The sequence below is a fragment of the Limosilactobacillus mucosae genome, from assembly GCF_046939755.1.
Classification (GTDB): Bacteria; Bacillota; Bacilli; order Lactobacillales; family Lactobacillaceae; genus Limosilactobacillus; species Limosilactobacillus mucosae_A.
Window position 1 is genome coordinate 20,327 of sequence record NZ_JBKZAY010000006.1, and the last position, 26,598, is coordinate 46,924.

Annotated in this window: 21 protein-coding genes; 11 read left to right on the top strand and 10 right to left on the bottom strand. The window is 47.5% G+C overall.

The window, feature by feature from the left end:
- The first annotated feature begins 180 nt into the window (after positions 1–180).
- The 4 genes from ACLUWI_RS03445 (at position 181) to ACLUWI_RS03460 (ending at position 11,771) form a co-directional block, all read left to right on the top strand.
- Positions 181–9,075: a mucin-binding protein gene (locus ACLUWI_RS03445; protein ID WP_412146159.1), complete on the top strand. Its 8,895-nt coding sequence runs from the start codon at positions 181–183 to the stop codon at positions 9,073–9,075.
- Positions 9,076–9,679: 604 nt separating this feature from the next.
- Positions 9,680–10,882, top strand: a complete 1,203-nt coding sequence (locus ACLUWI_RS03450; RefSeq protein WP_272209255.1) for an IS3 family transposase — start codon at positions 9,680–9,682, stop codon at positions 10,880–10,882.
- Positions 10,839–11,183: a hypothetical protein gene (locus ACLUWI_RS03455; protein ID WP_272209185.1), complete on the top strand. Its 345-nt coding sequence runs from the start codon at positions 10,839–10,841 to the stop codon at positions 11,181–11,183. Before ACLUWI_RS03450 ends, ACLUWI_RS03455 begins: the two co-directional genes overlap by 44 nt.
- 204 nt (positions 11,184–11,387) lie before the next feature.
- The gene (locus ACLUWI_RS03460) at positions 11,388–11,771 is read left to right on the top strand and encodes a hypothetical protein (protein ID WP_272209186.1); all 384 of its coding nucleotides are present in this window, start codon (positions 11,388–11,390) and stop codon (positions 11,769–11,771) included.
- Between the two features lie 154 nt (positions 11,772–11,925).
- On the opposite strand, the gene ACLUWI_RS03465 is transcribed toward ACLUWI_RS03460, so the two are convergent.
- Positions 11,926–12,138: a hypothetical protein gene (locus ACLUWI_RS03465; protein ID WP_272209187.1), complete on the bottom strand. Its 213-nt coding sequence runs from the start codon at positions 12,136–12,138 to the stop codon at positions 11,926–11,928.
- 662 nt (positions 12,139–12,800) lie between these two features.
- Here ACLUWI_RS03465 and ACLUWI_RS03470 point away from each other — a divergent pair.
- The 5 genes from ACLUWI_RS03470 to ACLUWI_RS03490 all read left to right on the top strand — a co-directional run bounded on the left by ACLUWI_RS03470 (position 12,801) and on the right by ACLUWI_RS03490 (position 16,453).
- Positions 12,801–13,433, top strand: a complete 633-nt coding sequence (locus tag ACLUWI_RS03470) for an NAD(P)-dependent oxidoreductase (RefSeq protein WP_125119682.1) — start codon at positions 12,801–12,803, stop codon at positions 13,431–13,433.
- Between the two features lie 126 nt (positions 13,434–13,559).
- Positions 13,560–14,000: an Rrf2 family transcriptional regulator gene (locus ACLUWI_RS03475; protein WP_272209188.1), complete on the top strand. Its 441-nt coding sequence runs from the start codon at positions 13,560–13,562 to the stop codon at positions 13,998–14,000.
- 135 nt (positions 14,001–14,135) lie between these two features.
- The gene (locus ACLUWI_RS03480; RefSeq protein WP_272209189.1) at positions 14,136–14,672 is read left to right on the top strand and encodes a 4Fe-4S binding protein; all 537 of its coding nucleotides are present in this window, start codon (positions 14,136–14,138) and stop codon (positions 14,670–14,672) included.
- Between the two features lie 4 nt (positions 14,673–14,676).
- A complete protein-coding gene (locus ACLUWI_RS03485) occupies positions 14,677–15,483 on the top strand; it encodes a protein-ADP-ribose hydrolase (RefSeq protein WP_272209190.1) in 807 nt (268 codons plus the stop codon).
- On the top strand, positions 15,464–16,453 hold the full coding sequence (locus ACLUWI_RS03490; RefSeq protein ID WP_272209191.1) for an SIR2 family NAD-dependent protein deacylase: 990 nt from the start codon (positions 15,464–15,466) through the stop codon (positions 16,451–16,453). Before ACLUWI_RS03485 ends, ACLUWI_RS03490 begins: the two co-directional genes overlap by 20 nt.
- 76 nt (positions 16,454–16,529) lie before the next feature.
- Here the strand turns inward: ACLUWI_RS03490 and ACLUWI_RS03495 are convergent, their stop codons facing one another.
- The 9 genes from ACLUWI_RS03495 to ACLUWI_RS03535 form a co-directional block, all read right to left on the bottom strand.
- Positions 16,530–16,898 carry a hypothetical protein gene (locus tag ACLUWI_RS03495; protein ID WP_272209192.1) on the bottom strand — a complete coding sequence of 123 codons (369 nt, stop codon included), beginning with the start codon at positions 16,896–16,898 and terminating at the stop codon, positions 16,530–16,532.
- Positions 16,899–17,283: 385 nt separating this feature from the next.
- Entirely contained in the window at positions 17,284–17,970 is a 687-nt protein-coding gene (phoU, locus tag ACLUWI_RS03500; RefSeq protein ID WP_272209193.1) for a phosphate signaling complex protein PhoU, read from the bottom strand.
- Positions 17,971–17,982: 12 nt separating this feature from the next.
- On the bottom strand, positions 17,983–18,735 hold the full coding sequence (gene pstB / locus ACLUWI_RS03505) for a phosphate ABC transporter ATP-binding protein PstB (protein ID WP_272216212.1): 753 nt from the start codon (positions 18,733–18,735) through the stop codon (positions 17,983–17,985).
- Positions 18,736–18,744: 9 nt separating this feature from the next.
- Positions 18,745–19,545: a phosphate ABC transporter ATP-binding protein PstB gene (pstB, locus tag ACLUWI_RS03510; protein WP_272216211.1), complete on the bottom strand. Its 801-nt coding sequence runs from the start codon at positions 19,543–19,545 to the stop codon at positions 18,745–18,747.
- Between the two features lie 17 nt (positions 19,546–19,562).
- On the bottom strand, positions 19,563–20,453 hold the full coding sequence (gene pstA, locus ACLUWI_RS03515) for a phosphate ABC transporter permease PstA (protein WP_412146160.1): 891 nt from the start codon (positions 20,451–20,453) through the stop codon (positions 19,563–19,565).
- Positions 20,446–21,369 carry a phosphate ABC transporter permease subunit PstC gene (pstC, locus tag ACLUWI_RS03520; protein WP_056967762.1) on the bottom strand — a complete coding sequence of 308 codons (924 nt, stop codon included), beginning with the start codon at positions 21,367–21,369 and terminating at the stop codon, positions 20,446–20,448. The genes pstA and pstC overlap by 8 nt, the downstream gene beginning before the upstream one ends.
- A 43-nt stretch (positions 21,370–21,412) precedes the next feature.
- The gene (locus ACLUWI_RS03525) at positions 21,413–22,291 is read right to left on the bottom strand and encodes a phosphate ABC transporter substrate-binding protein (protein WP_412146161.1); all 879 of its coding nucleotides are present in this window, start codon (positions 22,289–22,291) and stop codon (positions 21,413–21,415) included.
- Positions 22,292–22,754: 463 nt separating this feature from the next.
- A complete protein-coding gene (locus ACLUWI_RS03530) occupies positions 22,755–23,192 on the bottom strand; it encodes a hypothetical protein (protein ID WP_412146162.1) in 438 nt (145 codons plus the stop codon).
- A gap of 151 nt (positions 23,193–23,343) precedes the next feature.
- Positions 23,344–24,750 (bottom strand): hemolysin family protein, encoded by a 1,407-nt coding sequence (locus tag ACLUWI_RS03535; RefSeq protein WP_412146163.1) that lies wholly within the window; start codon positions 24,748–24,750, stop codon positions 23,344–23,346.
- A gap of 144 nt (positions 24,751–24,894) precedes the next feature.
- On the opposite strand from ACLUWI_RS03535, the gene ACLUWI_RS03540 reads away from it, so the two are divergent.
- Complete coding sequence (locus ACLUWI_RS03540; protein WP_412146164.1) at positions 24,895–26,115, top strand: hypothetical protein; 1,221 nt, start codon at positions 24,895–24,897, stop codon at positions 26,113–26,115.
- Between the two features lie 16 nt (positions 26,116–26,131).
- Positions 26,132–26,560, top strand: a complete 429-nt coding sequence (locus tag ACLUWI_RS03545) for a CopY/TcrY family copper transport repressor (protein WP_412146165.1) — start codon at positions 26,132–26,134, stop codon at positions 26,558–26,560.
- Positions 26,561–26,598 lie beyond the last annotated feature (38 nt).

The following is a 26,598-nucleotide window of genomic DNA, read 5'->3' on the forward strand; positions in this document are numbered from 1 at the left end:
CGTAATGGCTGAGAAAAAGCAAAAATTTAAAGTTTAATCCTCTGTTTATCTGCGCTATCTTTAGAGTAAGAAGGAGATTGTTTATATACTTTTTCTTAAAAATAGTCGGATTGCAATTGAATAGGCTTAAGGATAGCAGAGAGTGTTTTTGCAATCCAAAAGTGAATGGGGGAAGTCAATATGCATGATGAAAAAATACATTACAAAATGTACAAAGATGGCAAACAGTGGGCCTTTGCCGCGATCGTGACGTTTACTTTTACGATTGTGCCCATGACGATGATGACGAATCGTGCGGCCGCGGCCAGTACTGCTGAGCCGGCTGTTAATCTGCAAAATAGTGCGGCAACGTCAAGCAGCAGTGCCGTTACTTTGTCAGCCGGCGCAACACAGGACACGGCAACTGGCAGTTCTGCTGCTGCAACCGTAGATTCACTGACGAATTCGACGGCTGCCCAGGCACAATCGGTATCGACATCCAGTATGGCGGCAACCGTTGCTAGCCAGTCAGCCGCGATATCAGCAGAACGTGCTGCTGCAGCGACGGCAAGTCAGACGGCGGCTTCAGCGACTGCGGCAAAGTCCGGCCAAACGTCATCGACAGCTAGTCAGACCGTGACATCTAGTCAAGCAGCTTCATCCAGTACCAAATCGGCAAGTCAGGTGTCGGTGGCCCGTCAATCAGCAGCCAACAGTCAAGCGGGCACTGGCAAAACGATTACGCTTGATCTAAAACAGGTCGCGTCAACGGCAGCCGTCAGCACGGATGCAATTGCCAATCGTCTGGTCGCTAATGGTCTTAACGATACGGCAGCAACTTTTTCGGTTAAGGATCCTGAATATCCAAGCTCAATGTACGTTGATCCTGATACCAACCGCTACACCTTCTTTTGGGCCACCAGCCGCAATAATCGGACTGGCAAGACCGGGGAATACAACATTGTCTTGTCAACGGATCGTTCCGGCAGCGGGATCTTGTACGTAACGATTCTTGATTCTACCAATAAAAAAGTTCTTAATGAATATACGATTAATGAAGATGACTATGAATATTACGTTGAAACAAGTAAGGATTCATGGTCAGGAGTATATCTGGGTCGCATCTATAATGACCATTATTCAGGCGTCATTCGTAATCCCTATGATTCTAGTACATACTACAACTGGAGCCCGCGTTTTAACGTCAACCAAGGGGGCGCAGTTTCTGACAGTACCTACTACACGATTCTTAGTTTTATGATTCCTAAGCTGGTTACGCAGACCACGTCCTATGTTGACGACAGCGGCAATCAGATCGCTCAAAGCCACGTTCAGCAAGGATTAAGCGGTCAAGTCTACACCACGACTGGCGGCAAGGTCGTCAATGGCTACTATGAAACCGTACCAAGCAACAGCAGCGGCTACATGTCTGAATTTGGCAAGATTGGCGATACATATACCAAAGACTGGCACAGTGGCGATAAGGTCGACTTCACTCAGACCGGCGCTGATGGAACGATGCGCGCAGACTACTACTATAACAATCGTCTGCGTGGTTCCTACACGTTGACGCCAAGCGGAGCAGGATCGTCAGTTACCGTCGAATCTGGCAGTGGCGGTAATATAACGATCTACAACATCTATATCCCGCAGACGCGCAACGTGCAGTATGTCTACAAAAAACTGGGTAATCTGGTGATTGATTCAACTGACGCGGCGTTTGATGCTGCCAAAAAGACCAAGACGCAGTATGCCAACGATCCTGATGACGCAACCAGCGCGGCTGATGTCACGTTACCGACAATTGCCGGCTTCGTACCGTTCATCAATGGCGTAGCGGTTACGGATTATACCTTTAACCCAACCAAATACATAACTTCTTTGGATCAAGACATTACGGTTGTCTATCGGGCCAAGCAGAATGCGCGGGTTGACTTCATTGATCAAGACAGCGGCAATCAAGTCATCTCAACCAGTGGCACGCTGACGGACTATGATGGTCAGCCGATCAACTTCTCAACGGCTGATCAGCTTAAGCAGCTGGTCTATGATGCCAAGACGAATCCAAATGGCAAGTACGATCTGGTCAACGACGGCTTTCCAGCTGGCGCCACTTATGACAGCAATGCCAATATCGATCAGGTCTATCAGGTCGTCTTAAAGCATCATCATGAAACCGTTGATGGCAAGACGGATCCAGCCAACGGTCAAAAAACGGTCAAGCGCACGATCGAATACTACTACCAAGGCGATGGCCAAGCCGCGCCATCGGTTGAGCAAAAGGTTACGTTTACGCGAACCGGTGATCGTGACCGTGTAACTGGTGCTACGACTTGGGAAGATTGGAGCAAGGTCGCTGCCCAAAACGTTGAGCAAAAAGACTCGCCAAAGATCAATGGCTATACAGCTGATAAACTGACGGTGGCTGGCGCGACGATCAAGGCAACGGACAAAGACTCGACCGTGACGGTAACCTACGTGCCAAATAAACAGGCGGTCAAGGTTATCTATCATGACGATACGACCAATCAAGATCTGGCCGTTAAGGAATTCTCCGGTAATTCCGGGGCTGACAGTGGCCGAAACACGAAGGCCGCGATTGCTGAATACGTCAAGCAGCACCTCAAATTGGTCAGTGACAGCACGAATGGTCAAAACATCATCTTTGACAAGGACGATAAAAATGATCAGACCTATGTCGTTCATTTCGTTCATGAAACCGAAGCCGTCAAGCGAACCAAGACCGTTACTGAAACGATCGAACACCACAAGGCCATCAAGCAGCTGGATGGCACGACTAAATATGTCGACGTCAAAGACCAGCTGCCAGTCTATAAGGATACGCTGACCTTCAATGAATCTGGGGTGCATGACCTGTACACCGATCAGACGACCTGGAACGGTGACTGGACCCCAACGCAGACTTTTAAGACCGTTGTTTCGCCAACGCTTGCCGGCTACACGCCTGACGTGGCTCAAGTCGATGCCGTTGCAATTACGGTTACTGATGCCAACCATGGCCAGTCGCTAAACGTTCACCATGACATTATCTATGTCGGCAAGAGTCAGATCCTGGTTGTCAACTATATTGACGACACAACGCATCAAGTCCTTGAACACTGGACGGGAACCGGTCAATCAGGTCAGACGCTGGACTACACGACCGCAGCGACGATCAATAAGTATCTAGGGCAGCATTACGTCTTGGTATCGGATGCCACCCACGGAAACCAGCCAGTCCTGGATGAAGACGACATCAGCAACAACCAGGTTCTGGAGGTTCATCTGAAGCATCAGACGACAAGTACCAGTCGGACGATGAAAGTCACCGAAGAAATCAAGTATGTCTACAAGGGTGATGCCAATTATCAGGACGGCACGCTGGTTGATCAGAGTCTGCTGAAGCAAGCCAACCCGCTGACCAGAGAGCTTGTCTTTGAACAGGATGGCGTAACTGATAACGTCACTAATACAACGACCTGGAATCAAGACTGGAAACAGACCAAATCATTTAAGGCAGTTACCACGCCAAATCTGATGGGCTATTCCGTTTCTGTCGATGAGGTTCCGGCTCAAAGCGTGACGATCGATGCCTCAACGTTTGATCAAAAGGGCAAGACCTACTCGTTTACGGTCAACTATACGCCGCTCAAACAAACCGCGCTGATCAAATATATCGATGGCTCAGATAACGATAAAGTGCTGGAGACTGACACGCAAACCGGGCTTTCCAATCAAAAACTGGACTACACGAGCATTCGCAACCAGATCCTGGCCAAGTATGCCAACTACGAGGTTGCTTCTGATGAAACGGAAAACGGGATCGTCTTTAATGATGATGCCGGCCAAGATCAGATCTTTAAAATCGTCTTAAAGCACAAGACAGCAGCAGTAACGCGTTCAGTTGAAGTTAAGCAGATCATTCACTTTAAGTTCAGCGATAACCATCAGCAGCCTTGGGATCAGACCAGCACGCTGACGTTTACGCAAAATGGGGTCAAGGATCTGGTAACCGACCAGATTGATTGGAACAGCGACTACTCTGAGACCCAGTATTTTGACGAAGTAACGGCTGGTCATGTTGATGGCTACACGCCAGACATCCAGACGATTGCCAAGCGTAAGATTACCGTTACCAACCAAAACTTTGTCGCTGGCCAGTTTGAAGGAACGATCACCTATTCGCCAAATCGGCAGTACATTTCAGTCTCGTATATTGACGATACCACGGGCAAGCAGCTGGCAAACGAGGTCTTAAACGGCTATTCAAATACCAGCGCCAACTACAGTACGACTGAAACGATCAATAGCTATCTTGGCCAAGGTTATGAGCTGGTTTCTGATGATACTGGCGGAAAAGATCTGGAATTCAATTCTTCAGATAACCCCAACGATCAGATCTATGTCGTTCATCTCAAGCATGGCTATGAAGATACGCAACGGACTAAGACGGTCGTTGAAGAAATCAAGTATCAATACGAAAACTACAGTCAGGCACATGATCTATATCACAAAGAGCTGACGTTTACGCAGAATGGTCAGTTAGACAAGGTCACCAAGACAACGAACTGGAATGGCAAATGGACAGCTGCTCAGACGCTGGCTAAGGTTGACTCGCCAACGATTACTGGCTATCACTATGACTATGCTGGCGAACCGGAGCGTACAATTACCATTACTAATGACAACTATGACACGGACTTGAATATCTATCGGACGGTTACCTACTATGCCGACTCACAAAACGTCGCGATCGTCTACGTTGACACCAAGACGAACAATGCGATCGCCAGCGAGTCTTTGGAAGGCAAGACCGGCGATCATCAAACCTATAGTGCCCAGGATTTCATTGCAAAGAAGCTGACGAACTACCAAAACTACACGCTTGATAAAGATGAGACGCAAAATGGCATCGTCTTCCCAGCTGATGGCCAGTTGAAGGTCTACTATGTCTACCTTGGTCACAAGACTGAAGATGTTTCTCGAACCGCAAACGTCAAGCAGATTATTCACTACCAGTCGACTGATGGACGCAAACTGGCAGAGGATACGACTGTCACCAAGCAGGTCAGCCAAACTGGGAAGCACGATCTGGTTGACGACACAACAGCTTGGGATGCATGGACGCAGGCTGATTTTGAAGCGGTTCAGGCACTGCCGATCAATGGCTATACCAATCCTAAACCTGACCAGATCGCTAGCGAGTCATTGACGGTCACCAACGACAACTGGCAGCAGGATAATACGCTGGAGCATACGATTCTCTACACGCCTAAATCGCAGACGGCGACGATCACCTTTATTGATGACGATGCTAAAGACGCAAGCAATCAGCAAATGTCAACCGTGACTCTGAACGGCTACTCCAACGAAGACAGCGGCTACAATACCAGTTCGGCAATCGCCAGCTACGAACAGATTGGCTACGTTAAGTTCAGTGATGGCACTAATGGTCAAAACGTGATCTTTGATGCTAATGATGCTGCCGACCAAAGCTTTGAGGTTCACTTCAAGCACGGCAAGAAATCGACTTCGCGCAATGTCACCTACCAGCGGGTTATTACCTATATCTATGGCAATGGCGGCAAGGCGGGCCAAAACGTCTTTGATCCCGAGACGCAGACCCTTGAGTTTACACAGAATGGGACTCAGGATCTCGTCAACAAGCAGGTTACCTGGGACAAGCTTGACGCGCAAAGCTTTAAAGAAGTGCCTTCGCAAAAGATCGCGGGCTATGTCTATGACAAGGCAGTCGTGCCAGTTTCTGCGATCAGCCCGGCTGATAGTGATTTTGCCCAAAAAACGGTGGTCATTAATGAGACCGTAACCTACACGGCCCAGCCGCAAAAAGCCAAGATCTACTTTATCGATGGCACGACGCCAACTGGCCACCAGCTGCTTTTTAAGGAACTGAGCGGCTTGTCGGACATGAACAGCGGCTATACAACGACCGACATGATCAAAGGCCTTGAACAGTTGCATTACCAATTGCTTACCGATGAAACGAACGGCCAAGAGATCGTCTTTGATCATAATGATGAAGATCAGGTCTACTATGTCTACTTTGGTCATGAAACCGAAAAGGACTCGCGCACTAAGACCGTTACCGAAACCATTGATTATGTAAAAGATGGCGTTGTGCTTAAAGATCAGCGGGTAACTAAAGAACTGAACTTCAAACAGGATGGGGTCAAGGATCTGGTTAACGATATCGTTGACTGGAACGGCACGTGGACGCCAACTCAGAAATTTGCTGCCGTACCTTCACCAACGATTAAAGGTTATAAGGCGGTTCCTGGTCAGGTTGATGAGATTGCCATTACGGTAAATAATGACAACTACAACCAGGATCTAGACGTCTACAAGCAGGTTGTCTACACTGCCAACCCGCAGTCAGCCTACATTGAATACTTCGATCAGGATACTGGGACCATCATTGGCGAAAAGAATCTGACTGGCTTTAGCAATCAATTAAGCGACTATTCGACGGTCAATGTGATTAAAGCTTGGGCAGCCAAGGGTTATGATTTAGTCAAAGATGAGACGGGCGGCCAGCCAATCCGGTTTGATGATGACGATAACGTTTCGCAAAGCTTTGTCGTCTACCTCAAGCATCGTCATGCAGCAGTTAACCGGTCAGTTAAGGTTCAGCGGGTCGTGCACTACGTCTTTCGGGATGGACCAAAGCAGGGGCAAATGGCGGCATCTGACTATCATGACCCAGCTGCCGATTTGACCTTTGAACAAACCGGTGATGAGGATCTGGTCACGCATACGATCGTTTATGATGCCACATACAAGAAGCAGGCCCAATTTGGCGAACTGATCCTGACGCACGGAGCAGACTATGACGCCATTGCCGAATTGATTCCAGGCTATCATCTGAACGTCAACACGCTTAGTCCTAAGACGGTCGTTATTGATGCTGATACGTTTGACAAGGCCAGTGACGGGGTCTTCACGGTTGCCGATACGGTCTACTACATTATCGACAACCAACTGGCTAACATCAATTACGTCGATGATGATCTTGATGAAAAAGTCGTCACGATTGATCAGACAACCGGTCAGTCTGGGGCCAAGAGCAGCTATGACTCGGCTAAGACTTTGGGACAGCTTCTCTATGATAAACAGACCAACCCGACCGGCCAATACGATCTAGTCAGTGACGGCACAAAAGATGGCATTGTTTTTGACTTGGATGACCAGGTTGATCAGACGTTTGTCGTTCATTTGAAGCATCATATTCTAAAACAGGCGGCCAACCGTGAAAAGACCATCAAGCAGACGGTGCTCTATAAATACGCGGATGGCACGCAGGCGGCTGATCCATACTCTGGAAAGGACATGACGTTTAAGCAGACTGGCGACCTGGACATGGTTACCGGCGCGATTGACTGGAATGGTGCCTGGATGACTGACGAACGGCAAGGTAAGTTTGACGATGTTACCTCACCGACGATCAAAGGCTACACGCCAGACGTGACGGTTCTGTCGCACAGTTCGCTGACTATGGACAACGACAAGTATGACGCGCCAATCGATCTGTTAGACATCGTAACCTATAGTCCAAATGATCAGACGGCAATCATCAAATATGTCGACATCGATAATGGCGGCTCATTGGTTGCCTACGATGAAGCAAAGGGCAAGACCAATGAGCAGATTAATTACGACACTAAAGATCAGCTCAGCAAACTGGTCTACGATGAGCAGACCAACCCAACCGGCAAGTACGTTTTGGTCAGTGATGGCTTTGCCCAGGCATTAGCCGCCGCGCAAGCCCAAGGACAACAGCTGCGGTTTGACAATGATGATCAAAATTACCAGCTGTTTACGATCTATCTGCGTCACCATTACAGCAGTGTTGATCCGGACACTGATCCGGCCAGCGGCATTCGCAAGGTTTCTCAGATCATCCACTATGTCTACCAAGACAGCCAGCAGCCGGCCGCCAACGATAACGTGCAGGTACTGACTTTTAAACGGGTTGGCTACCAAGATGACGTGACGGGCAAGGTGTACTGGCCGCTTTGGGAAACCGTGGCATCACAAAAGACGGTTGCCGTTGCTTCACCGACAATTAAGGGCTATACGCCAGTCAATGGTCAGACTGAGATTGGCGCAAATGAGATCGCGGCCGTTCAAAAAGACGATGTCGTGATCTATGTCAACTACGCCGCTGATCCGCAACAAGCAAGAATCAATTACGTTGATCAAGATACTGGTCAGACGATTCAAAGCGATAAGGTTGATGGCGTAACCGATGCCAAGATTGACTACAGCACGGCTGATCAGATCAAGCAGCTGATCAATAAAGGCTACGTTTTGGTCAGTGACGAGTTTACTCAGGCTCAAGACGCAGGAAAGGCAGTCTTTGATCGGGATGGCAATGCTTTGCAGACGTTCACCGTTACGCTCAAGCATGGCACGCAGGTAATCGATCCTAACAATCCGGATCCTGACAACCCGATTTTGCCAGCAACACCAATCAATCCTGCCGATCCAACCGGTCCAGCTTGGCCAGCCAAGGACGAGTATGATCAAACAGTTCAAGCTATCGTGCATTATCAAGATGATGACGGCAATACGATGGCTCCTGACAATGTTCAAACCGCGCGCTGGACGCGGGTGATCACGGTTGACAAGGTGACGGGGCGGATTATTGCCGCCACGGACTGGACGAGTGATCCGACTGAATACTCCACAGTCAGCTCGCCAGTAATTGACGGCTACACGCCTGATCAGACGACAGTTGCATTTGAGATGACACCGACTGATCAAGTCAAGACGGTGATCTATGCTAAGAATGCCGTGCCGGTTGAACCAGAACAGCCAACGGAACCAAGTCAGCCGGTTGAACCAAGTCAACCGACTGCTCCGAGTGAAAGCGTTCAGCCAGGCATCGTTCGTGATTCGCAGTCAATGCAGACTTCAGCTGAATCACCAACTACCAAGACGACGATGAAACAGTTGCCGCAGACTGGTAATGACAATGTTAAAGACGCGTCATGGAGCATCATGGGGTTATTGACGTCATTGCTAAGCATGCTTGGTCTAGCAGGACACTTTAAGAAAAAGCATGATCGCGGCTAAATATTATTGAGTAAGAAATGAAAAGGCTCGCTTAAGGCGGGTCTTTTTTGCTCTGATTTAAGACGAAGTGCAAGCTAAAATCCGGACAAACTTTTAAAATTAAGCGGCCAACTGTTGATTGCGATATTCAACAGGACTCAGACCGTCTGCTTTTAACAGAGATACGAATATTGTTGAAGAAAATAATATAGCCATTTACCAGGCGTTTGAATTTCTCGATGTCACGAACAAGGGGACGGCCGATACCATAAAATCGTGGCCAGCAAAAATTGCTTGCAAATTGTTCTTGGACAAGAGAGCGGAAAATCGGAATTTGGAGGTAAAAGAGATTATGTTAAGGCCTAAAGAAGTAGTGTGAAATGAAGCCTAACGATTGTGGGGTATTTTTATGACCAAATATTCATCTGAACTAAAAGTACAAGTTGCTTCTGATTATCTTAATGGCAGAGGCTCATACAATGGATTAAGCAAAAGTATAATATAACTCCATCTATAATTCGTATGTGGGTGAATACTGCCGAACTCAATGGTTTGGAAAGCTTAAAAGTTAAGCGAACCAAAAGAGAATATTCTGTTAGCTTTAAGCTGGATGTGGTAAGCTACTATTCTAAAATCCGATGAAGGACGTAATCTGGTAGCTGCTAAATTCAATATTAGTCCGTCACAAGTATATTCATGGACTAAGAAGTTCCAGCAAGGCGGTCAAAAGGCGCTCCTTCCTGTCAAGAAAGGTAGACCAGCTAAAATGCCTAAGAAGACCAAGAAAGCCAAGCGTAATAAGCAAATAGGAACTCTAACTGATAAGCAAAAATATGAGGCCAAACTTCAGGAAAAAGATGCCAGAATCAAAGAATTAGAATTGGAGCTCATCATCGCAAAAAAAGTGGCCGTCCGGTATCCACGCTATCCAATCGACAAAAAGACACAGATAGCTTGTGATATTCGGGCAGACCACCCAGAATTTCAGTTAGAACAGCTGTTTAAAGCTCTTAATCTCAATCGTAAGACTTATTACGACAACCTTAAAAGAATCGCTAAGAAGGATAAGTATGTCGAAGTAAAAGAGCTTATCAAAGACATTTACTACAACGAAGGCCAAGGCATGTATGGCTATCGTCCAATGTGGGCTGCACTGCGCGACAAGGGTGTTAAATTGGCGATGGAAACAGTACGTAAGCTGATGCCAAGCATCGGGTTGAAGACCGAGCTGTACCACAAGAGAACTGCGAAATACAGATCCTACAGGGGTACTGTAGGCAAAGTAGCTGATAAACTTCTTCAGCAGCACTTCGATGAAGAAAGGCCATATCACGTTCTCCATACCGACATTACGGAATATGTACTAACTAACGGTAAGAAAGTTTATATCTCTCCTGTAGTGGACGAGGCTTCTTTGGAGATCCTTGCATGTACTGCCAGCTACTCCCCCGACATGGATTTAGTATTGAGTATGCTGGATGAATTGGAAACCAAACTACCGGCTTACTCCCACCCAGTTATCCATTCTGATCAAGGTTCTCAGTATCAAAGTCCAACCTACCAAGCCCGCTTGGAAGAGATGGAACTAGTTCAAAGCATGTCCAGAAAGGGAGACTGTCACGATAACGCACCGGGTGAAACTATATTCAACTTAATGAAACGCGAGAGACTAAATCGAGTTAGACTGCATTCTTTGGAGGAAGTCCAACAAGAACTTAAAGATTACATATATTGGTTTAACAACATCAGACGGTCCAATAAACTAAATTACACGACCCCCTTGCTTGATGCGCTTTCTGCTGGTACGGCAGCTGAATGTGCAGGATGAGGGAGCGGAGCTGCGCCGTTACCGGCTGTGCGGAGTTATGCTTCTTTTTATGAATCAGGCTCTTGCCGGTATTGTGATCTTCATGGTGCATCAGAATCAAGGCTTTGATTATCCGGGACTGCTTATATACGCCATGGCTCTTTACGCCTTTTACGCCGTCATTCTGGCAATCATAAATGTGGTGAAAACCCGCCGGCACAACAGCCCGATCCTTTCGGCGGCGAAGGCGATCAACCTTGTGGCAGCGATGGTGTATCCTGTCACTGGAAACCGCTATGCTGGCACAGTTCGGGGGAAATGATGATCCCATGTTCCGCAAGGCTATGACCGCCGCGACGGGAGGCGGCGTCTGTACCATTGTCATTGGGATGGCAGGTCATATGATCTGGCGGGCAAATAAAAATCTGAAAAAACTTAATTTTAATAATTCTCAAACATAACTTGAATGCTTTGCAAACAGTTGCTTGATACAATATTCGAGCGATCGTGAAAGGAGTAATGGATCATGGAAGATAAGAAAGAAACCTTCACCTATACCTACTCCGCAAAGGAGCAGGAGGAAATTAAAAATATCCGGGATAAGTATGCCCCTCCAATGGAAAAGGAAATCTCAATGGAGCGGCTTCGTAGGCTCGATGCCAGTGCGACAAAGGGAGCTACCATCGTATCGCTGATTGTCGGAATCCTCAGCTCTCTGATCCTGGGTATCGGAATGTGCTGCACGATGATTACCGGTTGGGAAGCCTATTTTATTCCTGGAATTGTTGTCGGCATTATCGGTCTTATTGGCGTGATTTCTGCCTATCCGCTTTATACCCACATGGTCAAGTGCAAGCGGGCGAAGCTGGCACCCAAGATCATGCGGCTGTCGGATGAACTGATGAAGTGAAAATCGTTATTCCTCGGTGGCTTCAATAATCTGATTTGCAAGCTGTACAATGTCAAAGACGTACTTCTGCTTATCGCTTTCAAGCATTTTTTACAAAGCGGATAATTTACACTGATGCCCACAAGTCCTATGAGCTTTATCACGATTCCTGCAATCAACATGGGGAGATGATTCCCCCTATTGCTTGCATAGATAGGCATATTCTGGCATCAAGCATAAGTACCATGGTCACTCCGAATGTACAGGCAAAGACAGTAGCCCGCTTTTTGGCTTTTCTGTCCAGCTTTTTCAGAGCAACTGTTTTATAAAACAGCTTCGGCACATATTCCTTTGCGATTGTTTCCGCATATATTTTGTCAGCGTTCATGGTGATCCCCTTTGAATAGATTTCAGCTAAAGTCTGCATCTGCTGGGGGGAAACCGTCCTTGTCGCTGAGTATTCAGAGGTACAGGAGAAAGCAACTTGATCGCTGACTGACCAAGATAAGCGACCAAGTTAACGGCATACTGGGCCTAGACCTTGATCATAAACCGATTGAGCAGAGGAGGGCAGGTCGAGACGATGGCCTCCCTCCTGCCCGCCATGTTATAAGTAGAAAAAACACGTCGACATGTTCCCGCAGACCCCGCATGTGGAGACGGTAGTATTGATGTCAAGGGACGATGGAAAATAGCCGCGAAAGCTTAAGTATACTGCGGCTTTCGGGCAGTTGGGCATATTTGGCATCGGGCAGACCAAAAGCTTCTCGGTAACTTATCCAAGAGTAAATCGGGTCAAAAAGTGTGAGAGTTGAGTTGCCACGATAGATGTCACATAGTTGAGTTGCCGAGTTAGATGTCGGGGAGTTGTGGCTGTGAGATAGATGTCAGAATAAAATATAAATTCCGGATGCACAAAAAGCGTCCGGAAATTTTTTTGAAAAAAACATGTAACGAAACAATTGACAAGTGCGCTGCTGTTCCATATAATCTGATTGTAATCAAAAAGATTACAAGATAATAACCAGAATTCACAGGGAGGATTTCATCATGAAGATTGCAGTAGTAGCAGCAAACGGACGCGTGGCTCAGAAGGTTGTCAAGGAAGCATTGGACAGAGGTTTCGAGGTTAAGGCATTCGGTCGCGGAGCAGAGAACAAGACGGCGGCTTCCGATTATGTGCAGAAGGACATCATGGATCTTACGAAGGAAGATCTGGCTGGCTTTGATGCAGTGGTGGACGGCTTTGGCGCATGGGAAGAGGATAAGTTGGACGGTCATGTGAAGACTTCCCAGCATCTATGCGACATCCTTGCAGGAACGGACACCCGTCTTCTGATCGTTGGTGGTGCAGGCAGCCTCTTCGTAAATCCGGAGCATACGGCTGTTGTCAGTGATGGTGCAGACTTCCCGGCCATGTTCCTCCCGCTTGCAAAGGCACAGGGCGAGGAGCTTGCCAAGCTGCGTGAGAGAAATGACGTGAAATGGACATTCATCAGCCCTGCTGGAGACTTCCAGGCAGACGGTGAGCGCAGCGGAAAGTATATCCTTGCTGGCGAGGAGCTTACACTGAACAGCAAGGGCGAGAGCATTATCAGCTATGCGGATTATGCCATCGCTATGGTAGATGAGATCGAAAAGGGTGACCACATCCAGCAGCGTATCAGTGTAGTGAGAGAATAATTTACGACAGCTTGTAATATCTGCATTGACAGGCTTCTTGTAAAGCGTTATATTACAAGCAGGAGGGCACTATGCGTCCAGTGGACGCATGTTCAGTGCGAACCGGAACGGAGTGGAGAAGAGGCAATGCAGATTACAAGCAGATTTACGATAGCTGTACATATCATTACCGCTATCGATTATTTCAAAGACAACGAAAAGGTGACGAGCAAATTTCTGGCGGGCAGCGTAGGCGCTAATCCTGTCATTGTCCGGAATGTTATGGGCAATCTCAAGGAAGCGGGGATTATCGACATCAGTCAGGGTAAAAGCGGTATAACGCTTGTTAAAAGACTGGATGAAATCACTTTTTACGATGTTTATAAGGCGGTTGACTGTGTAAATGATGAAGGACTGTTTCATTTCCATGAGAATCCGAATCCACAGTGTCCTGTAGGTAAAAATATCCACGCCCTTTTGGATGACAAATTGAAAGACATCCAAACCGCTATGGAGGATGAAATGAGAAAATACACGATAGCGGATTTAAAGACGGGATTGCAGGATATTCTCGCAAAAGAAGCCTGACAAAATGGGACTCCGGGGCAGATAGCTTCGGAGTCCTTTTCTAAGGAGACGTTAGAATGACAGCAAAAGACTATCTATATAGTAAATGAAATACATCGAACGATTGTAGCCACCGTTGATGACGAAGGCCTTCCGGTGACGGCAGCAATCGATATGATGGACAGTGATGGAGATAGTTTGTATTTCCTCACAGCAAAGGGCAAAGGCTTCTATGACAGGTTGAAGAAAAAAGAGTTTCTTGCCCTGACCGCAATGAAGGGTGAGGATACCATGAGCAGTGTGGCTGTGTCTATCCGCGGAAAGGTTCGGGAGCTTGGATATGATAAGATTCCGGAACTGTTCGAGAAAAATCTGTATATGCGCAAGATATATCCCACAGTGGAGTCTATGCAGGCTCTGACGGTGTTCCAGATTTATGAAGGCAGCGGTGAGTGGTTTGATCTTTCGAAGAAACCGATAGAGCGTGCATCGTTTACCTTCGGCGGAGTGGAGAAAAAGGCAGAGGGATATTTCATTACTGACACATGCATCGGTTGCGGAAGCTGCACATCGGTTTGTCCGCAGAATTGTATCATTCAGGACGAAATGCCGTTTGTTATTGAAAAGGAGCACTGCCTGCATTGTGGCAACTGTATGACGGTCTGTCCTGTAGATGCGGTGGAAAGAAGGTAACAGCATGAAGAAGAAAATGACACAGGAGCAGCGGCTTGACACGCTGGTCGAAGCGTTCAAGGCTGATTCTGTTCAATATAAAGATTTACAGACGCCTGCGGATACGGAGGGCAAACGGCGAATCCTCCGTTCCCTGATGAACATTCGTATGCCGAAAAAGCTGGACGATTCGGTACTGACCGTACAGGATGAATACCTTCGGGAGCGCGTCCTCGAAAACGGGATTGTCACGCTTTCGGAGATCCCCGTGATTCGGAATGGCATGTCGATCTGGCAGGGCGACATCACCCGTCTGGCCGTTGACGCCATCGTGAACGCCGCAAACTCGCAGATGTTGGGCTGCTTCGTCCCGATGCACACCTGCATTGACAACTGCATCCACACCTTTGCCGGAGTCCAGCTTCGAGCAGAGTGCAGCAGGCAGATGAATCAGCTGCGGATCAAATACGGCAAAGATTATGAGCAGCCGACTGCTGTTCCAATGCTGACGGATGCCTATAATCTTCCTGCGAAAAAGGTAATTCATATCGTAGGCCCGATTGTGCAATATGAGCTGACGCCGGAACTTGAGATGGATCTGGCGGACTGCTACCTGAACACCTTGGATATGTGTCTTGATAATAATTTGAAAAGCGTGGCATTTTGCTGTATTTCTACGGGAGTATTTCATTTCCCGAACAAGCGGGCGGCGGAGATCGCCGTCAGCACCGTGGACAGCTGGCTTTCACAGCATCCGGGTGCTATTGAAAGGGTGATCTTTAATGTTTTTAAGGATGAAGACAAAAAAAACTATGAAGAACTTATACGATGAAATGCCGAACGGCTATCAGGAGAGCATTCAGAAGGGACTCAGTGCGGTGCGGTATTTCAGCAGAAATATGTCATTCCCAACAGGCTCTAAGGAGGAAGAAATCGCCAGATTAAAGAAAGAGATCGAAGCAGCAGATGCAGTCGTTATCGGAGCAGGTGCCGGACTTTCTACTTCCGCCGGACTGACCTATAGCGGAGAACGATTTGAAAGGTACTTCTTTGACTTTGCAAGGAAGTATGGCATCCGGGATATGTATTCCGGCGGGTTCTATCCCTTCCCCGATGAAGAAACACGCTGGGCATGGTGGGCAAGGCATATCTACTACAACCGATATATTGATGCGCCGAAGCCTGTCTATCAGGAACTGCTCTCACTTGTGAAAGATAAGGATTATTTTGTTGTTACAACGAATGTAGATCACCAGTTCCAGAGGGCAGGATTTGATAAAAAGCGTCTGTTCTACACCCAAGGAGACTATGGACTTTTCCAGAGCGTCAATCCACTCATGCAGAAAACCTATGATAATGAAGAATGGGTAATGAAAGCAATGGAAGCACAGGGCTTTGTAAAGGATGAGCATGGAATATTTCAGGTGCCTGAAGATGGGATTCTAAGTATGAAGATTCCAACGGCACTCATTCCGAAGTGCCCGGATGAAGGATCTGATGTGACCATGAATCTTCGCGCGGATGATTCCTTTGTCGAGGATGAAGGCTGGCACAAGGCATCGGCGGCATATGCGGACTTCCTGCTTAAGACTGAGAGCCTTCAAGTGCTTTATCTGGAGCTTGGCGTGGGAGCCAATACACCTGTCATTGTGAAGTATCCGTTCTGGCAAATGACACTGGCAAATGAAAAGTCAGTGTATGCTTGTATCAATTATGGCGAGGCGTTTTGTCCGGGCGAAATTGCGAATAGGAGCATCTGCATCGATGGGGATATTGGTGATGTATTTGCGAAGATGAAATAACAACAGGTCTTTAAAAGAAGAATAAGACAGACCAAGGCTCCTCACTACTGATTAAGTTCAGCGGCGAGGAGTCTTTTTATGCCTCGATATCGATTGTGATGCCGGACTTGAATTCCACGGTGAAGTGGTCGGCGAAGACGGTGATCTTCTCGATGAGTTTTTTTACCAGAGACTCATCAAACTCTGTGATGTCAGTTTCCTGTCCGGCGATAAAGTCCTGCAGCTCGGCGACGCGCTTCTGAGTCTCCTCGCGGCTTCCGGTGTCTGCCTCGGCCTGTGATTTCTGCTCGCGCAACGTAAAGATTTCATCGGCGATGGCATCGTAGTTCTGCTGGCTGTTGGCCTTTCGGATGAGCTCCTTTTGCAGCTCGTCGAGCCTGGCCTGGATACTGTCTGGGCTCATCGTGTCGGCGGTTGTTATCGCTTTTGCGATGTTCTCCTGCATCTGCCGGAGGAAACCGTCCTTGTCGCTGAGTATTCAGAGGTACAGGAGAAAGCAACTTGATCGGTGAGAGACCAAGATAAGTGATCAAGATACCGACCAAGTTAACAGCATACTGGGCCTAGACCTTGTTCATAAACCGACTGAGCAGAGAAGAGCAGGTCGAGACGATGTGCCCGCCGTGTTAAAGGTGGCTGTATTTATCATGCCCTAAATCAGATATTTGACTTGATCCTTCGGGAGTCATTTCCCGATCAAGCCCTTATTTCAAAATAAAATTGCCTAAAATCGTTGATAACACTTGACTTAGAGTAGAAAAAAGGCCATCTTCAAATAGCTGAAGATGGCCTTTTTGTTCGTGGTTTGATGGAAAACAGGGAAGGGTGGGTTATTTTTTGATCAATTCAGGATCGTTTTTGCCGGGATTCAATTCAACGATCTTGCCAGTTTGAGCATAAACAATCCATTCAGCAATATTGACGATATGGTCGCCAACACGTTCCAGTTGCCGGCTGATGATCAAGTAGACGTCAGAAGCTTTTAGCTGCTGTTTGTCTTTGACCTGTTGGCTTAAAATCAGCTGCCGCAATTGCAGATAGAGGCGGTCAACCTTAATGTCTTCGTTGGCAACGGCATAGGCAGCATCACTGTCATCGTTGACGTAGGCTTCGTCAACCTTATCCAACATCTGACGCACTTGGTAGGTTAATTGCTGAATCAGTTTTTCGGCGGCAGTGAAGGTTGGCTTGTCAGACATGCGCAATGTTTGGCGGGCAATGCGGATTGCGGCATCGCCAATTCGTTCCATATCAGAACTGGCTTTGAGAATTGACATGGTTTCACGAAAATCAGAGGCCATGGGATTTTTCCGAATTAAGACGTCAAAAACGTTCTTTTCCAGTTCAACCTCGGTTTGATTAACCTGCTGATCCTTAGAAATTACCTGTTTGGCCAGGATCATATCGTGTTCCAAAAAAGATTTGGTTGCTTGATGAATCTGCGAGCTGACCAGTGTCCCCATGGCAACGAACTGTTTTTTTACCTTTAAGATTTCTGCTAGATTTTGATCTCCCATTATAAACTCCTTTTAGCCGAAGCGCCCATTCAAGTAGTCATCAGTCAGCTGGTTATCTGGCTTTTCAAACATCTGCTTGGTTGAGTTGAACTCAATCAAAGAGCCATTGAGCATAAATGCCGTGTAGTCAGAGATACGGGCAGCCTGTTGCATGTTGTGCGTCACAATGACGATCGTGTATTCATCCTTTAGCTTCATCAGCGTTTCCTCAATCAAGCCGCTGGAAATCGGGTCCAGGGCACTGGTTGGCTCGTCCAGCAAGATGATTTTAGGCTTGACGGCCAGCGTGCGGGCGATGCAGAGTCGCTGCTGCTGACCACCGGAAAGGCCCAGACCGCTTTTTTTCAGATCGTCTTTGACTTCATCCCATAAGGCAGCCTGTTTGAGACTTTCTTCAACGATCTGATCCAGCTGTGTTTTGTCTTTGATGCCGCCGATCCGTGGTCCATAGGCAACGTTGTCGTAGATTGAAAGCGGGAAGGGAACGGGTTGTTGGAAAACCATGCCAATCTGCCGCCGCAGCTCAACCATGTCTTCTTTTGGATCATAAATGTCTTGATCGTTAAACAGGATCTGACCTTCAACCGTGGCATTGTCGTCAAGGTGCATGCGATTGAAGCATTTTAACAGGGTTGACTTGCCACAGCCGGATGGGCCGATCAAAGCCGTGATCTTGTCTTGTTCAATCTCCATGTTGATACCGTGCAGTGCTTCTTTAGTGCCATATTTGAGCACCACGTTTTTACATTTAAGAATTTTTTCCATGATGCCCTCCTAGCCGAAGTTACCGGATACATAATCATTAGTTGCCTTGATCTTAGGGTTGCTGAAGATGTCTTTGGTAGAGTTGAATTCCAAGACATGTCCTAAGTAGAAGAAGGCACAGTAGTCTGAACAGCGCGCGGCCTGTTGCATGTTGTGCGTCACAATGATAATCGTGTGGTCTTTTTTCAAGGCCTGCATAGTTTCTTCCAGCTTAGAAGTTGAGATGGGGTCCAGGGCACTAGCTGGCTCGTCCATCAAGATGATTTTAGGATCCATGGCCAATGAGCGCGCGATGCAGAGACGTTGCTGCTGACCACCAGAAAGGGAAAGCGCGCTGCGGTCAAGCGAGTCTTTGACCTCATCCCAGAGGGCCACGCTCTTTAAGGATTCTTCGACCATTTGATCTAGTTTTTGCTGGTCTTTGATGCCATAGAGCTTGGGGGCGAAGGTGATATTTTCGCGAATCGACTTGGCAAACGGGTTTGGATGTTGGAAAACCATGCCGATTTCACGTCGAGTTTCGTAGACGTTAACCTGTGGGGAGTTCAGATTGATTCCTCGATACAGGATCTCGCCATCGATGCGGCCCAGTTCATCATTCATTCGGTTCAGACAGCGCAGATAAGTAGACTTCCCAGAACCGGATGGACCAATCAAAGCCGTAATCTTGTTTTCGGCAAAGTCCATACTGACCTGATGAAGTGAAGGCGTTGTCTGCTTGCCGTAGTATACGCTGACGTTTTTGGTCTGCATTGCCAGCGGTTCCTTGACGGGCAGCGTGTAGGTATCATCAAAAGAATATTCAGCCATCTGTTTTCACCTCTAATTTATTTACGAGCCGACATCTTTTTGTAAATATGGTTGCCTAAGTAGCGAGCGCCCAGGTTGAACAATAAGATGACGATGATCAGTACGGCCGAAGCCCCACTGGAAATTGCATGGGCATTAGAAACCAGCCCTTCAGTATTCAGCTTCCAAATGTGGACGGCCAGCGTTTCAGCAGGACGAGTCGGGTTTAAGAAGCTGGTTGCGGAAAATGGATTCCAGTTGCTGTAGTCAACGCTTGGCGCGCTTTGTCCGGAAGTGTAGATCAAAGCAGCGGCTTCACCAAAGACTCGGCCAGCCCCCAGAATCACCCCGGTTAAAATGCCAGGCAAGGCTTCTGGCAGCATGATCTTAGTCATGGTCTTCCAGCGGGAAAGCCCCAATGAAAGGCCGGCCTGACGCTGCAGCGGTGAGACGTCGTTTAAGGCGTTTTCGCAGTTCCGCGTTAACAGCGGCAGGTTGAAAAACGTTAAGGCAATGGCACCTGAGATAACCGAAAAGCCCAGATGCAGCTTGATTACGAAAAACAGGTAACCGAACAGACCAACTACCACGCTGGGCAGTGAGCTCAAAATTTCAATCGCGGTTTTAAAGACTTCCGTAACGCCATTTTTAGGGGCGTATTCGGCTAAGAAAATACCGGCCCCAATTGAAAGCGGCGTGGAGATCAAAAGCGTCAGAACCAATAGATACAGCGAGTTGAACAGCTGGTCGCGAATCCCGCCGCCTTCACCAACGCTTTGGGCAGCTGAGCTCAAAAACTGCCAGTTGATGTGCGGCAGACCGCTTAAGATGATATAGCCCAGCAGAACAAACAGAATCAAGACCACCAGACCGACTAAGACATAAATGATGCCCATTGCCAGCTGATTGGCTTTTTTGGCATTAAGCATTGCGTGAGACTCCTTTCTTGTTGACCAGTTTTACCAGCAGGTTGAAGGCCAAGGACATCAGCATCAAGACCAGCGCCAAAGACCAGAGTGCGTCGTTTGGCAAGGTCCCCATAACGGTGTTGCCGATGCCGACCGTTAAAGTACTGGTCAGGGTTGAGGCTGGTGAAATCAGGTTTTCTGGCATCAAAGGCGCGTTACCGATAACCATTTGAACGGCCAGGGCCTCACCAAATGCTCGTGCCATCCCGAAGATAACGGCGGTCAAGATCCCGGGAATGGCCGAGCGCAGAATTACCTTGTAGATCGTCTGCCAAAGAGTGGCCCCTAATGCGATTGAAGCTTCACGATAGTTTTTAGGCACGTTTTTAAGACTGTCGATTGACATGGAAGTGATCGTTGGCAGCACCATGACGAACAGCACCGTAACGGCTGCCAAGATCCCACTCCCGGTACCGCCGAAAAGATGGCGGATAAAGGGAACGACGACGACTAAGCCGACGAACCCGTAAACGACGGATGGAATCCCCACCAAAAGCTCAATGACCGACTGCATGAATGAGGCTGCCTTTTTAGGGGCCAGCTCAGTCATGAAGATGGCAACGGCCAAAGCGAGCGGCGTTGCGACCAGCGTGGCCAGAATCGTAACGGCAAATGAGGTAAAGATCATTGGCCAGGCGCCGACTTCTGGCTTGCCGTGAGCGTCAGTAACGGTTGGATCCCAGGTCATACCGGTTAGGAAGTCCTTGAGGCTGACGCCATCTTTAATAAACATGTTCAAGCCTCGTGCGGCGATGAAGTAAATAATTGAAATGACCAGCAGTCCAATTACCGTAATGCAGAAATAGCTGACTAATTTGCCCCAATGGTCCTGCCTGGTTTGAAAACTGCTTTGCATCAGTTGATCTTGTTCATTCATCTTGCTTCCTCCGGTTTCTCTCCTTTATTGATTGACGCGGTGGTTATTTCTTGGTAACTTGACCGTCAGCGTTCTTGGTAACCTTCATGTCGTGAATGCTGATGTAGCCAAGGTTCTTAACGTCCTTGCTTTGAACTTCCTTGGAGTTCATGTAGTTCAAGAATTTCTTGGTCTGACCCTTGGCAGCGCCCTTAGTGTACATGTGTTCATAGGACCAGATCTTCCAGTTGTTGGTTTCGACGTTCTTGTCGGTTGGTGCAACGTTGTCAACCTTCAGTGCCTTGATCTTGTCAGACTTCGTGTAAGAGAAGGCCAGGTAGCTGATGGCACCAGGCGTGTTGGCAACCAGCTTTTGTACCGTACCGTTGGAATCTTGTTCTTGTGACTTCATGGCCGTCTTGCCTTTCAGCACTGCGGCTTCAAACGTTGCCCGCGTACCAGAACCCTTGGCACGATTGATAACGGTGATCTTTTCGTTTGGTCCGCCGACTTGCTTCCAGTTAGTGATCTTGCCAGTGAAGATCTTTTGCAGCTGGCTCATTGACAGATTGTTAACCTTCAAGCTCTTGTTAACGACTGGGGCCATCCCAACAACGGCGACCTTGTGATCCTGCAGCTTCTTGGCATCAATGCCGCTTTGCTGTTCAGCGAAGATATCGGAGTTGCCAATTGAAACGGCACCAGATTGAACCTGGCTCAAACCAGTACCGGAGCCACCACCCTGAACGTCGATGTTAACGCCAGAGTTTTTGCTCATGTAGCTGTGAGCCGCCGTTTCGGCAAGTGGCTGCAGAGCCGTTGAGCCGACAATAGTGATCTTGTTACTGTCAGTTGCAGCGTGGATAGTGCCAGCCGTGCCGCCAAACAAGCTAAAACCTAAAGTAGCGACGGCAGCTAAAGAGATAAGTGACTTCTTGTTCATGTTATTTGCTTCCTTTCTCAATATCCCATGAATAAAGCATGTACCTGAGTACGATTTATAATTTAAAGTAAGAACGTAAAGAAAAAAGACGGTTTTCCGTAAAAAACACGTAACGGCTAAATTTACAAAAATGATACAAAAAATGCGATTGGCTAATTAAAAGCGACTTGTCAGGGTTCCTTCAAGATATTTAGCAAATAATATCGTGTCATGAGCTTTGATAGTTCGTATTTTCTGAAAATATCAGTAGGTAAATGGCTTTAAATAATGCCGAAAAATTTAAAATAACGTAAAAATTACAAAGCCAACTGCTTAATAAAATTAACCATGGCAGTCAGGCGCGTCAGATTGGGATTGAACGGGGCTTGATTGGATATTGGTGGCGACAGTTTACAGAATTCAAAACAAAACATCGCCGATCCGAAACAATCCGAGTCGACGATGCTGATAAATTATTTGATGATTACTGAACGTTTAAGATCAAAAGGTCATTGGTAATTGAACGAGCATGATGGAACAGATGCCGCCAGCAGCGCTGCCACCACTTTGGCCGCCAGGGCATAACGACCAGCTCAAAGCCGTTTTCTTGAATCAATTGACTGATAGCCAAATATTGATCGCCAACTGCCAATTGATGCTCAATCTGACAGGCCCCAGTAGCTTGAATCAGCTGTTCAATGCGGGTCAGCTGGTGCGCGGCCAGATCTAACATTAAGTCTGGATCAAGATTAGGCAACCCAGCGGCCAGCCAGCGGCAGTCGCGCGGCTCAAAAATATACAAAAGCATAAAGCTGGTATTCGGATGAGCCTGGATCAGGTGTTTGAGCCGATTGATAAATGATGGATCGATTTCACGGCTAAAAGAACGAGCGGTAATAGGTATTAGAATTCGATCGTACATAAAATGACCCCCTAGAACGGGGAAGCGATTATGAGTGAACTTATAATCTGACAAAATCATTGGAGCATCCTAATTTTAGCATTAAAAAAAGACTTTGACCCGCTTTCACAGGTAAAGTCTTTGTAAATTTCAGACAGCTGGATTATTTGGATTAGTCTTGCGCACCATCATCGTGATCATCCTTACGATCGCGCTTTGAACGGTATTTATGATCTGAGTCGCTGTCACTATCAACGACAGGTTTTTTCTTTGGCTTAATGTGAACGACCTTGAACTGACTGACGTAAGCATTCTTCAGATCCAGTGGCGTGAAGCTGAAATCTTCGACTCTAACGGGTTGTCCCACCTTCAAGTCGTATTGACGTTCCAAGAAAAAGCCAGTCAAAGTTGATACGTCGGTTTGGTCAAACTGGGGAATGCGAACGTTGAAGTAGCGTTCAAAGTCGTCAAGCGGCATCTTACCGGATACTAAGTAGGTTGAATTACCCTTGGAATCCGGTTCTTTCTTTTCGATCATGTCAGAAGAAACGTGATCGATTTCTTCGCCAACCGTACCGAACAATTCCTCATAAATATCCTTGTCGGTAATGATTCCGGCCGTACCACCATATTCGTCTTGTACGACAACGATCGGTACTTGCTTTTTCATCATGATCTGTAAGACATCCGTTAGTTCTTCGCTTTGGTAGACGATTGGAATCTTACGCATGATTGAGCGAATGGCCTGCTTAGGGTTGATTTGGTTCTGCCGCATAATATCGTAGCTGAAGATATAGCCTAAGATATGATCCTTATCGTTATTGGCAACGACTGGGAAACGCGTGTACTTCTTTTGAAAGTAAAGTTGGGCGGCGTCCGCGACCGTAGCAGTAATGTCGATTACACTCAACTGTGTGCGGTCGACCATGACGTCATCAGCAACTTTATCGTTCATGCGAAAGGCGCGTTCCATAAACACGACGTCCTCTTTATCCATCTCACCGGCCCGCTCGGATTCCTGTGATAAGGTGACGATTTCGTTTTGCGTGTAGATGTCTTCGTCTGGATTAACTGAGAAGCCAAGCAGCTTGGTAATCAGTTTAGCCGTCCAGTCGAACAGCCAGATCAGCGGGTAGAAAATTACGTGGAAAAACGTCATTGGGTGGGCAATCGCCAACAGTATTTTAACTGGCTGATCGATGGCCATGTTTTTAGGAACCAAGTCGGTAAAGACCGCGTGCAGGAATGTAAACAGCAAAATCCCAATGATCGAGCTGAAATCGTTGGCTACGGCTTTGGGAAAGATGTTGGCCTTTTCAAGCAGTTCAGTGATGTAGGCTTCACCAATCCAACCTAAAATCAAAGACGTCATCGTAACCCCGACCTGAGCCGTAGACAGATACTCCGTCAAATGTTCGATCATATTTTCGGCCCGCCGGACGCTGGATGTCTGTTTAAGCTCCTTTAACTCGGTTGGACGAACCTTGATCAAAGAATACTCCAACAGGGTAAACAGAGCTGCTAAAAGCAGAATGAATATAATTGTAAAAAGTGTTATGGGACTGGTACTAACTTCCATATTTTGCAATTTTCCTTTCAAAATTAGCTTTGCCATCATTATAGCAAATAAAAAGGTCAGCATTCAGCAAAATCGCTTTTTGTTATGCAAGAAATGGTCCATAATAGAATAAAAGCATTCATTCAAAAGGAAGATGGTGAAAAAATGACGGCTAGATTGATTGATGATGCGCACTGGCAGATCTTGGTCACGGCAGCGCGTCTGCTGAAGCAAAGCGCGCGCTATCAAAATGCCAGCCAAAAAGCGCCATTCGATGCCGCCTATGCACAGCTGCAGAACCTGGAGCAGAATCGCGACGTGACGCTCAAGCAGTTTTTAAAAGTACAAGAAAGCCTGGCACATGCCGTTACGAAGCTCGATGGTCAGGAGACGACGACTTTTGTTTTGCGTCAGGCAATCAGTGACGCTGAGCTGTTGATGGAGACAGCCCGCTATGTCAATGCCAGTCCGTTGGCAAAAGAAGAGCTGAACGAAGCGTTGGCGGCAGCGCGAAAAATCATTCAGACTGATGAATTCGTGCTGCAGTCGCAAGTGGATCAAACCGTTGAAAAGCTGCAACAGGCTGGTGGCGCATTAAGCGGTATGGAGAACGACTTCAGCCAATTGGCACTGGTCTTTAAGAGTGCACAGTCCGATCTGACCACGCTGCGTTATCTGAATGCAGATGCCAAACACCGGCAGGCCTTTAAAGCCAGTTTTGATCAGGCTAAGCAGTTGTTGAGTCAAGCCGCGGCCAACCAGGAGCTGAACGCCACGGTTGCCGATCTGTCGAAGCTTGCGCCTGACTTTCAGTCGCCAGCTCAAGAAACGATTGACTTGACGACCAGCGAGCTGATAAAAGCGCGGAAGGCTCTTAATGGCAAGAACAGTGATTTAACGCAGCTGAAAAAAGCAGTCGCCCAAATGACTGGCGTTGATCAGACCAAACGCTATCAAGCGGCCTACGACTCCAGACAGACCGCGTTTGATCTGGCATTTAAGGAGGCCCAGACTGCCTTGTCTGATCCACAGACGACGCAGATGCTGGCTGATCGTTTAGTCAGTCAGCTTGATGTGACTTATGAAACGTTAAATGGCGAAGACGTCGAGTCGTTCGTTGCGGTAGCTGATCCCTCAGCCGCTTCGTCAATCGCAGCTGGATCAGGTGATGGCAATGCCGTGCTGCCGCAAAATGATAATAATCAAAATGGTACCGATATTAAAACTAAGACAGCTCAAAACAGTTATGATGATGCGTTGCATACTCAAGGCAAATCAGGAGTGGTCCAGAAGGCAAAATTAACCAAACCGAGTGCATCCAAAAAAGATAAGCCGGCTACCGCAGCGCTGAGCAGCATGCTGGGCTTTAAACGCAATTCAAAGTAGAGAAAGGAAGATCTTTTTGGAAAATTCGATTACGCCGGCAGAATGGCAGGTAATGCGGGTTGCTTGGACGCTTAAGCACGTTACGAGTACGCAGATGATCGAGATTCTGCAAGGCAAGGTAGCTTGGAAACCGGCCACGGTCAAAACGCTGCTGCGGCGGCTGGTTCAAAAAGGCGCCTTAAAAACGACGCGGGTTGGACGAGCGTTTGTCTATGAGCCATGCGTTGAAGAACAGCCAACGATGAACGAAGCTGCCGATGAACTGTTTGACAGTCTTTGCGATATGCACGTTGGCAGGACGCTGGCACACGTGATTGAAAGAGCCACGCTCAGTCAAGCAGACGTCAAGCAACTGCAGAAACTGCTGATTAAAAAAGCGGCGACGGCACCGGCTGAGGTTCCCTGTGATTGTGTTCCGGGAATGCGCTGTGATGATATGAACTGATGCCAGATCTTGCTAAAACAGCATTCTGCAGATAAGAC

Coding starts and splice junctions, on each gene's coding strand:
- ACLUWI_RS03470 (WP_125119682.1), top strand. CDS start 12,801: ATGAAGATTGCAGTAGTAGCAGCAAACGGACGCGTGGCTCAGAAGGTT.
- ACLUWI_RS03460 (WP_272209186.1), top strand. CDS start 11,388: ATGGAAGATAAGAAAGAAACCTTCACCTATACCTACTCCGCAAAGGAG.
- ACLUWI_RS03465 (WP_272209187.1), bottom strand. CDS start 12,138: ATGAACGCTGACAAAATATATGCGGAAACAATCGCAAAGGAATATGTG.
- ACLUWI_RS03540 (WP_412146164.1), top strand. CDS start 24,895: ATGACGGCTAGATTGATTGATGATGCGCACTGGCAGATCTTGGTCACG.
- phoU (WP_272209193.1), bottom strand. CDS start 17,970: ATGGGAGATCAAAATCTAGCAGAAATCTTAAAGGTAAAAAAACAGTTC.
- ACLUWI_RS03525 (WP_412146161.1), bottom strand. CDS start 22,291: ATGAACAAGAAGTCACTTATCTCTTTAGCTGCCGTCGCTACTTTAGGT.
- ACLUWI_RS03530 (WP_412146162.1), bottom strand. CDS start 23,192: ATGTACGATCGAATTCTAATACCTATTACCGCTCGTTCTTTTAGCCGT.
- pstA (WP_412146160.1), bottom strand. CDS start 20,453: ATGCTTAATGCCAAAAAAGCCAATCAGCTGGCAATGGGCATCATTTAT.
- ACLUWI_RS03490 (WP_272209191.1), top strand. CDS start 15,464: ATGAAGAACTTATACGATGAAATGCCGAACGGCTATCAGGAGAGCATT.
- ACLUWI_RS03485 (WP_272209190.1), top strand. CDS start 14,677: ATGAAGAAGAAAATGACACAGGAGCAGCGGCTTGACACGCTGGTCGAA.
- pstB (WP_272216212.1), bottom strand. CDS start 18,735: ATGGAAAAAATTCTTAAATGTAAAAACGTGGTGCTCAAATATGGCACT.
- ACLUWI_RS03445 (WP_412146159.1), top strand. CDS start 181: ATGCATGATGAAAAAATACATTACAAAATGTACAAAGATGGCAAACAG.
- ACLUWI_RS03475 (WP_272209188.1), top strand. CDS start 13,560: ATGCAGATTACAAGCAGATTTACGATAGCTGTACATATCATTACCGCT.
- ACLUWI_RS03535 (WP_412146163.1), bottom strand. CDS start 24,750: ATGGAAGTTAGTACCAGTCCCATAACACTTTTTACAATTATATTCATT.
- pstB (WP_272216211.1), bottom strand. CDS start 19,545: ATGGCTGAATATTCTTTTGATGATACCTACACGCTGCCCGTCAAGGAA.
- ACLUWI_RS03495 (WP_272209192.1), bottom strand. CDS start 16,898: ATGCAGGAGAACATCGCAAAAGCGATAACAACCGCCGACACGATGAGC.
- pstC (WP_056967762.1), bottom strand. CDS start 21,369: ATGAATGAACAAGATCAACTGATGCAAAGCAGTTTTCAAACCAGGCAG.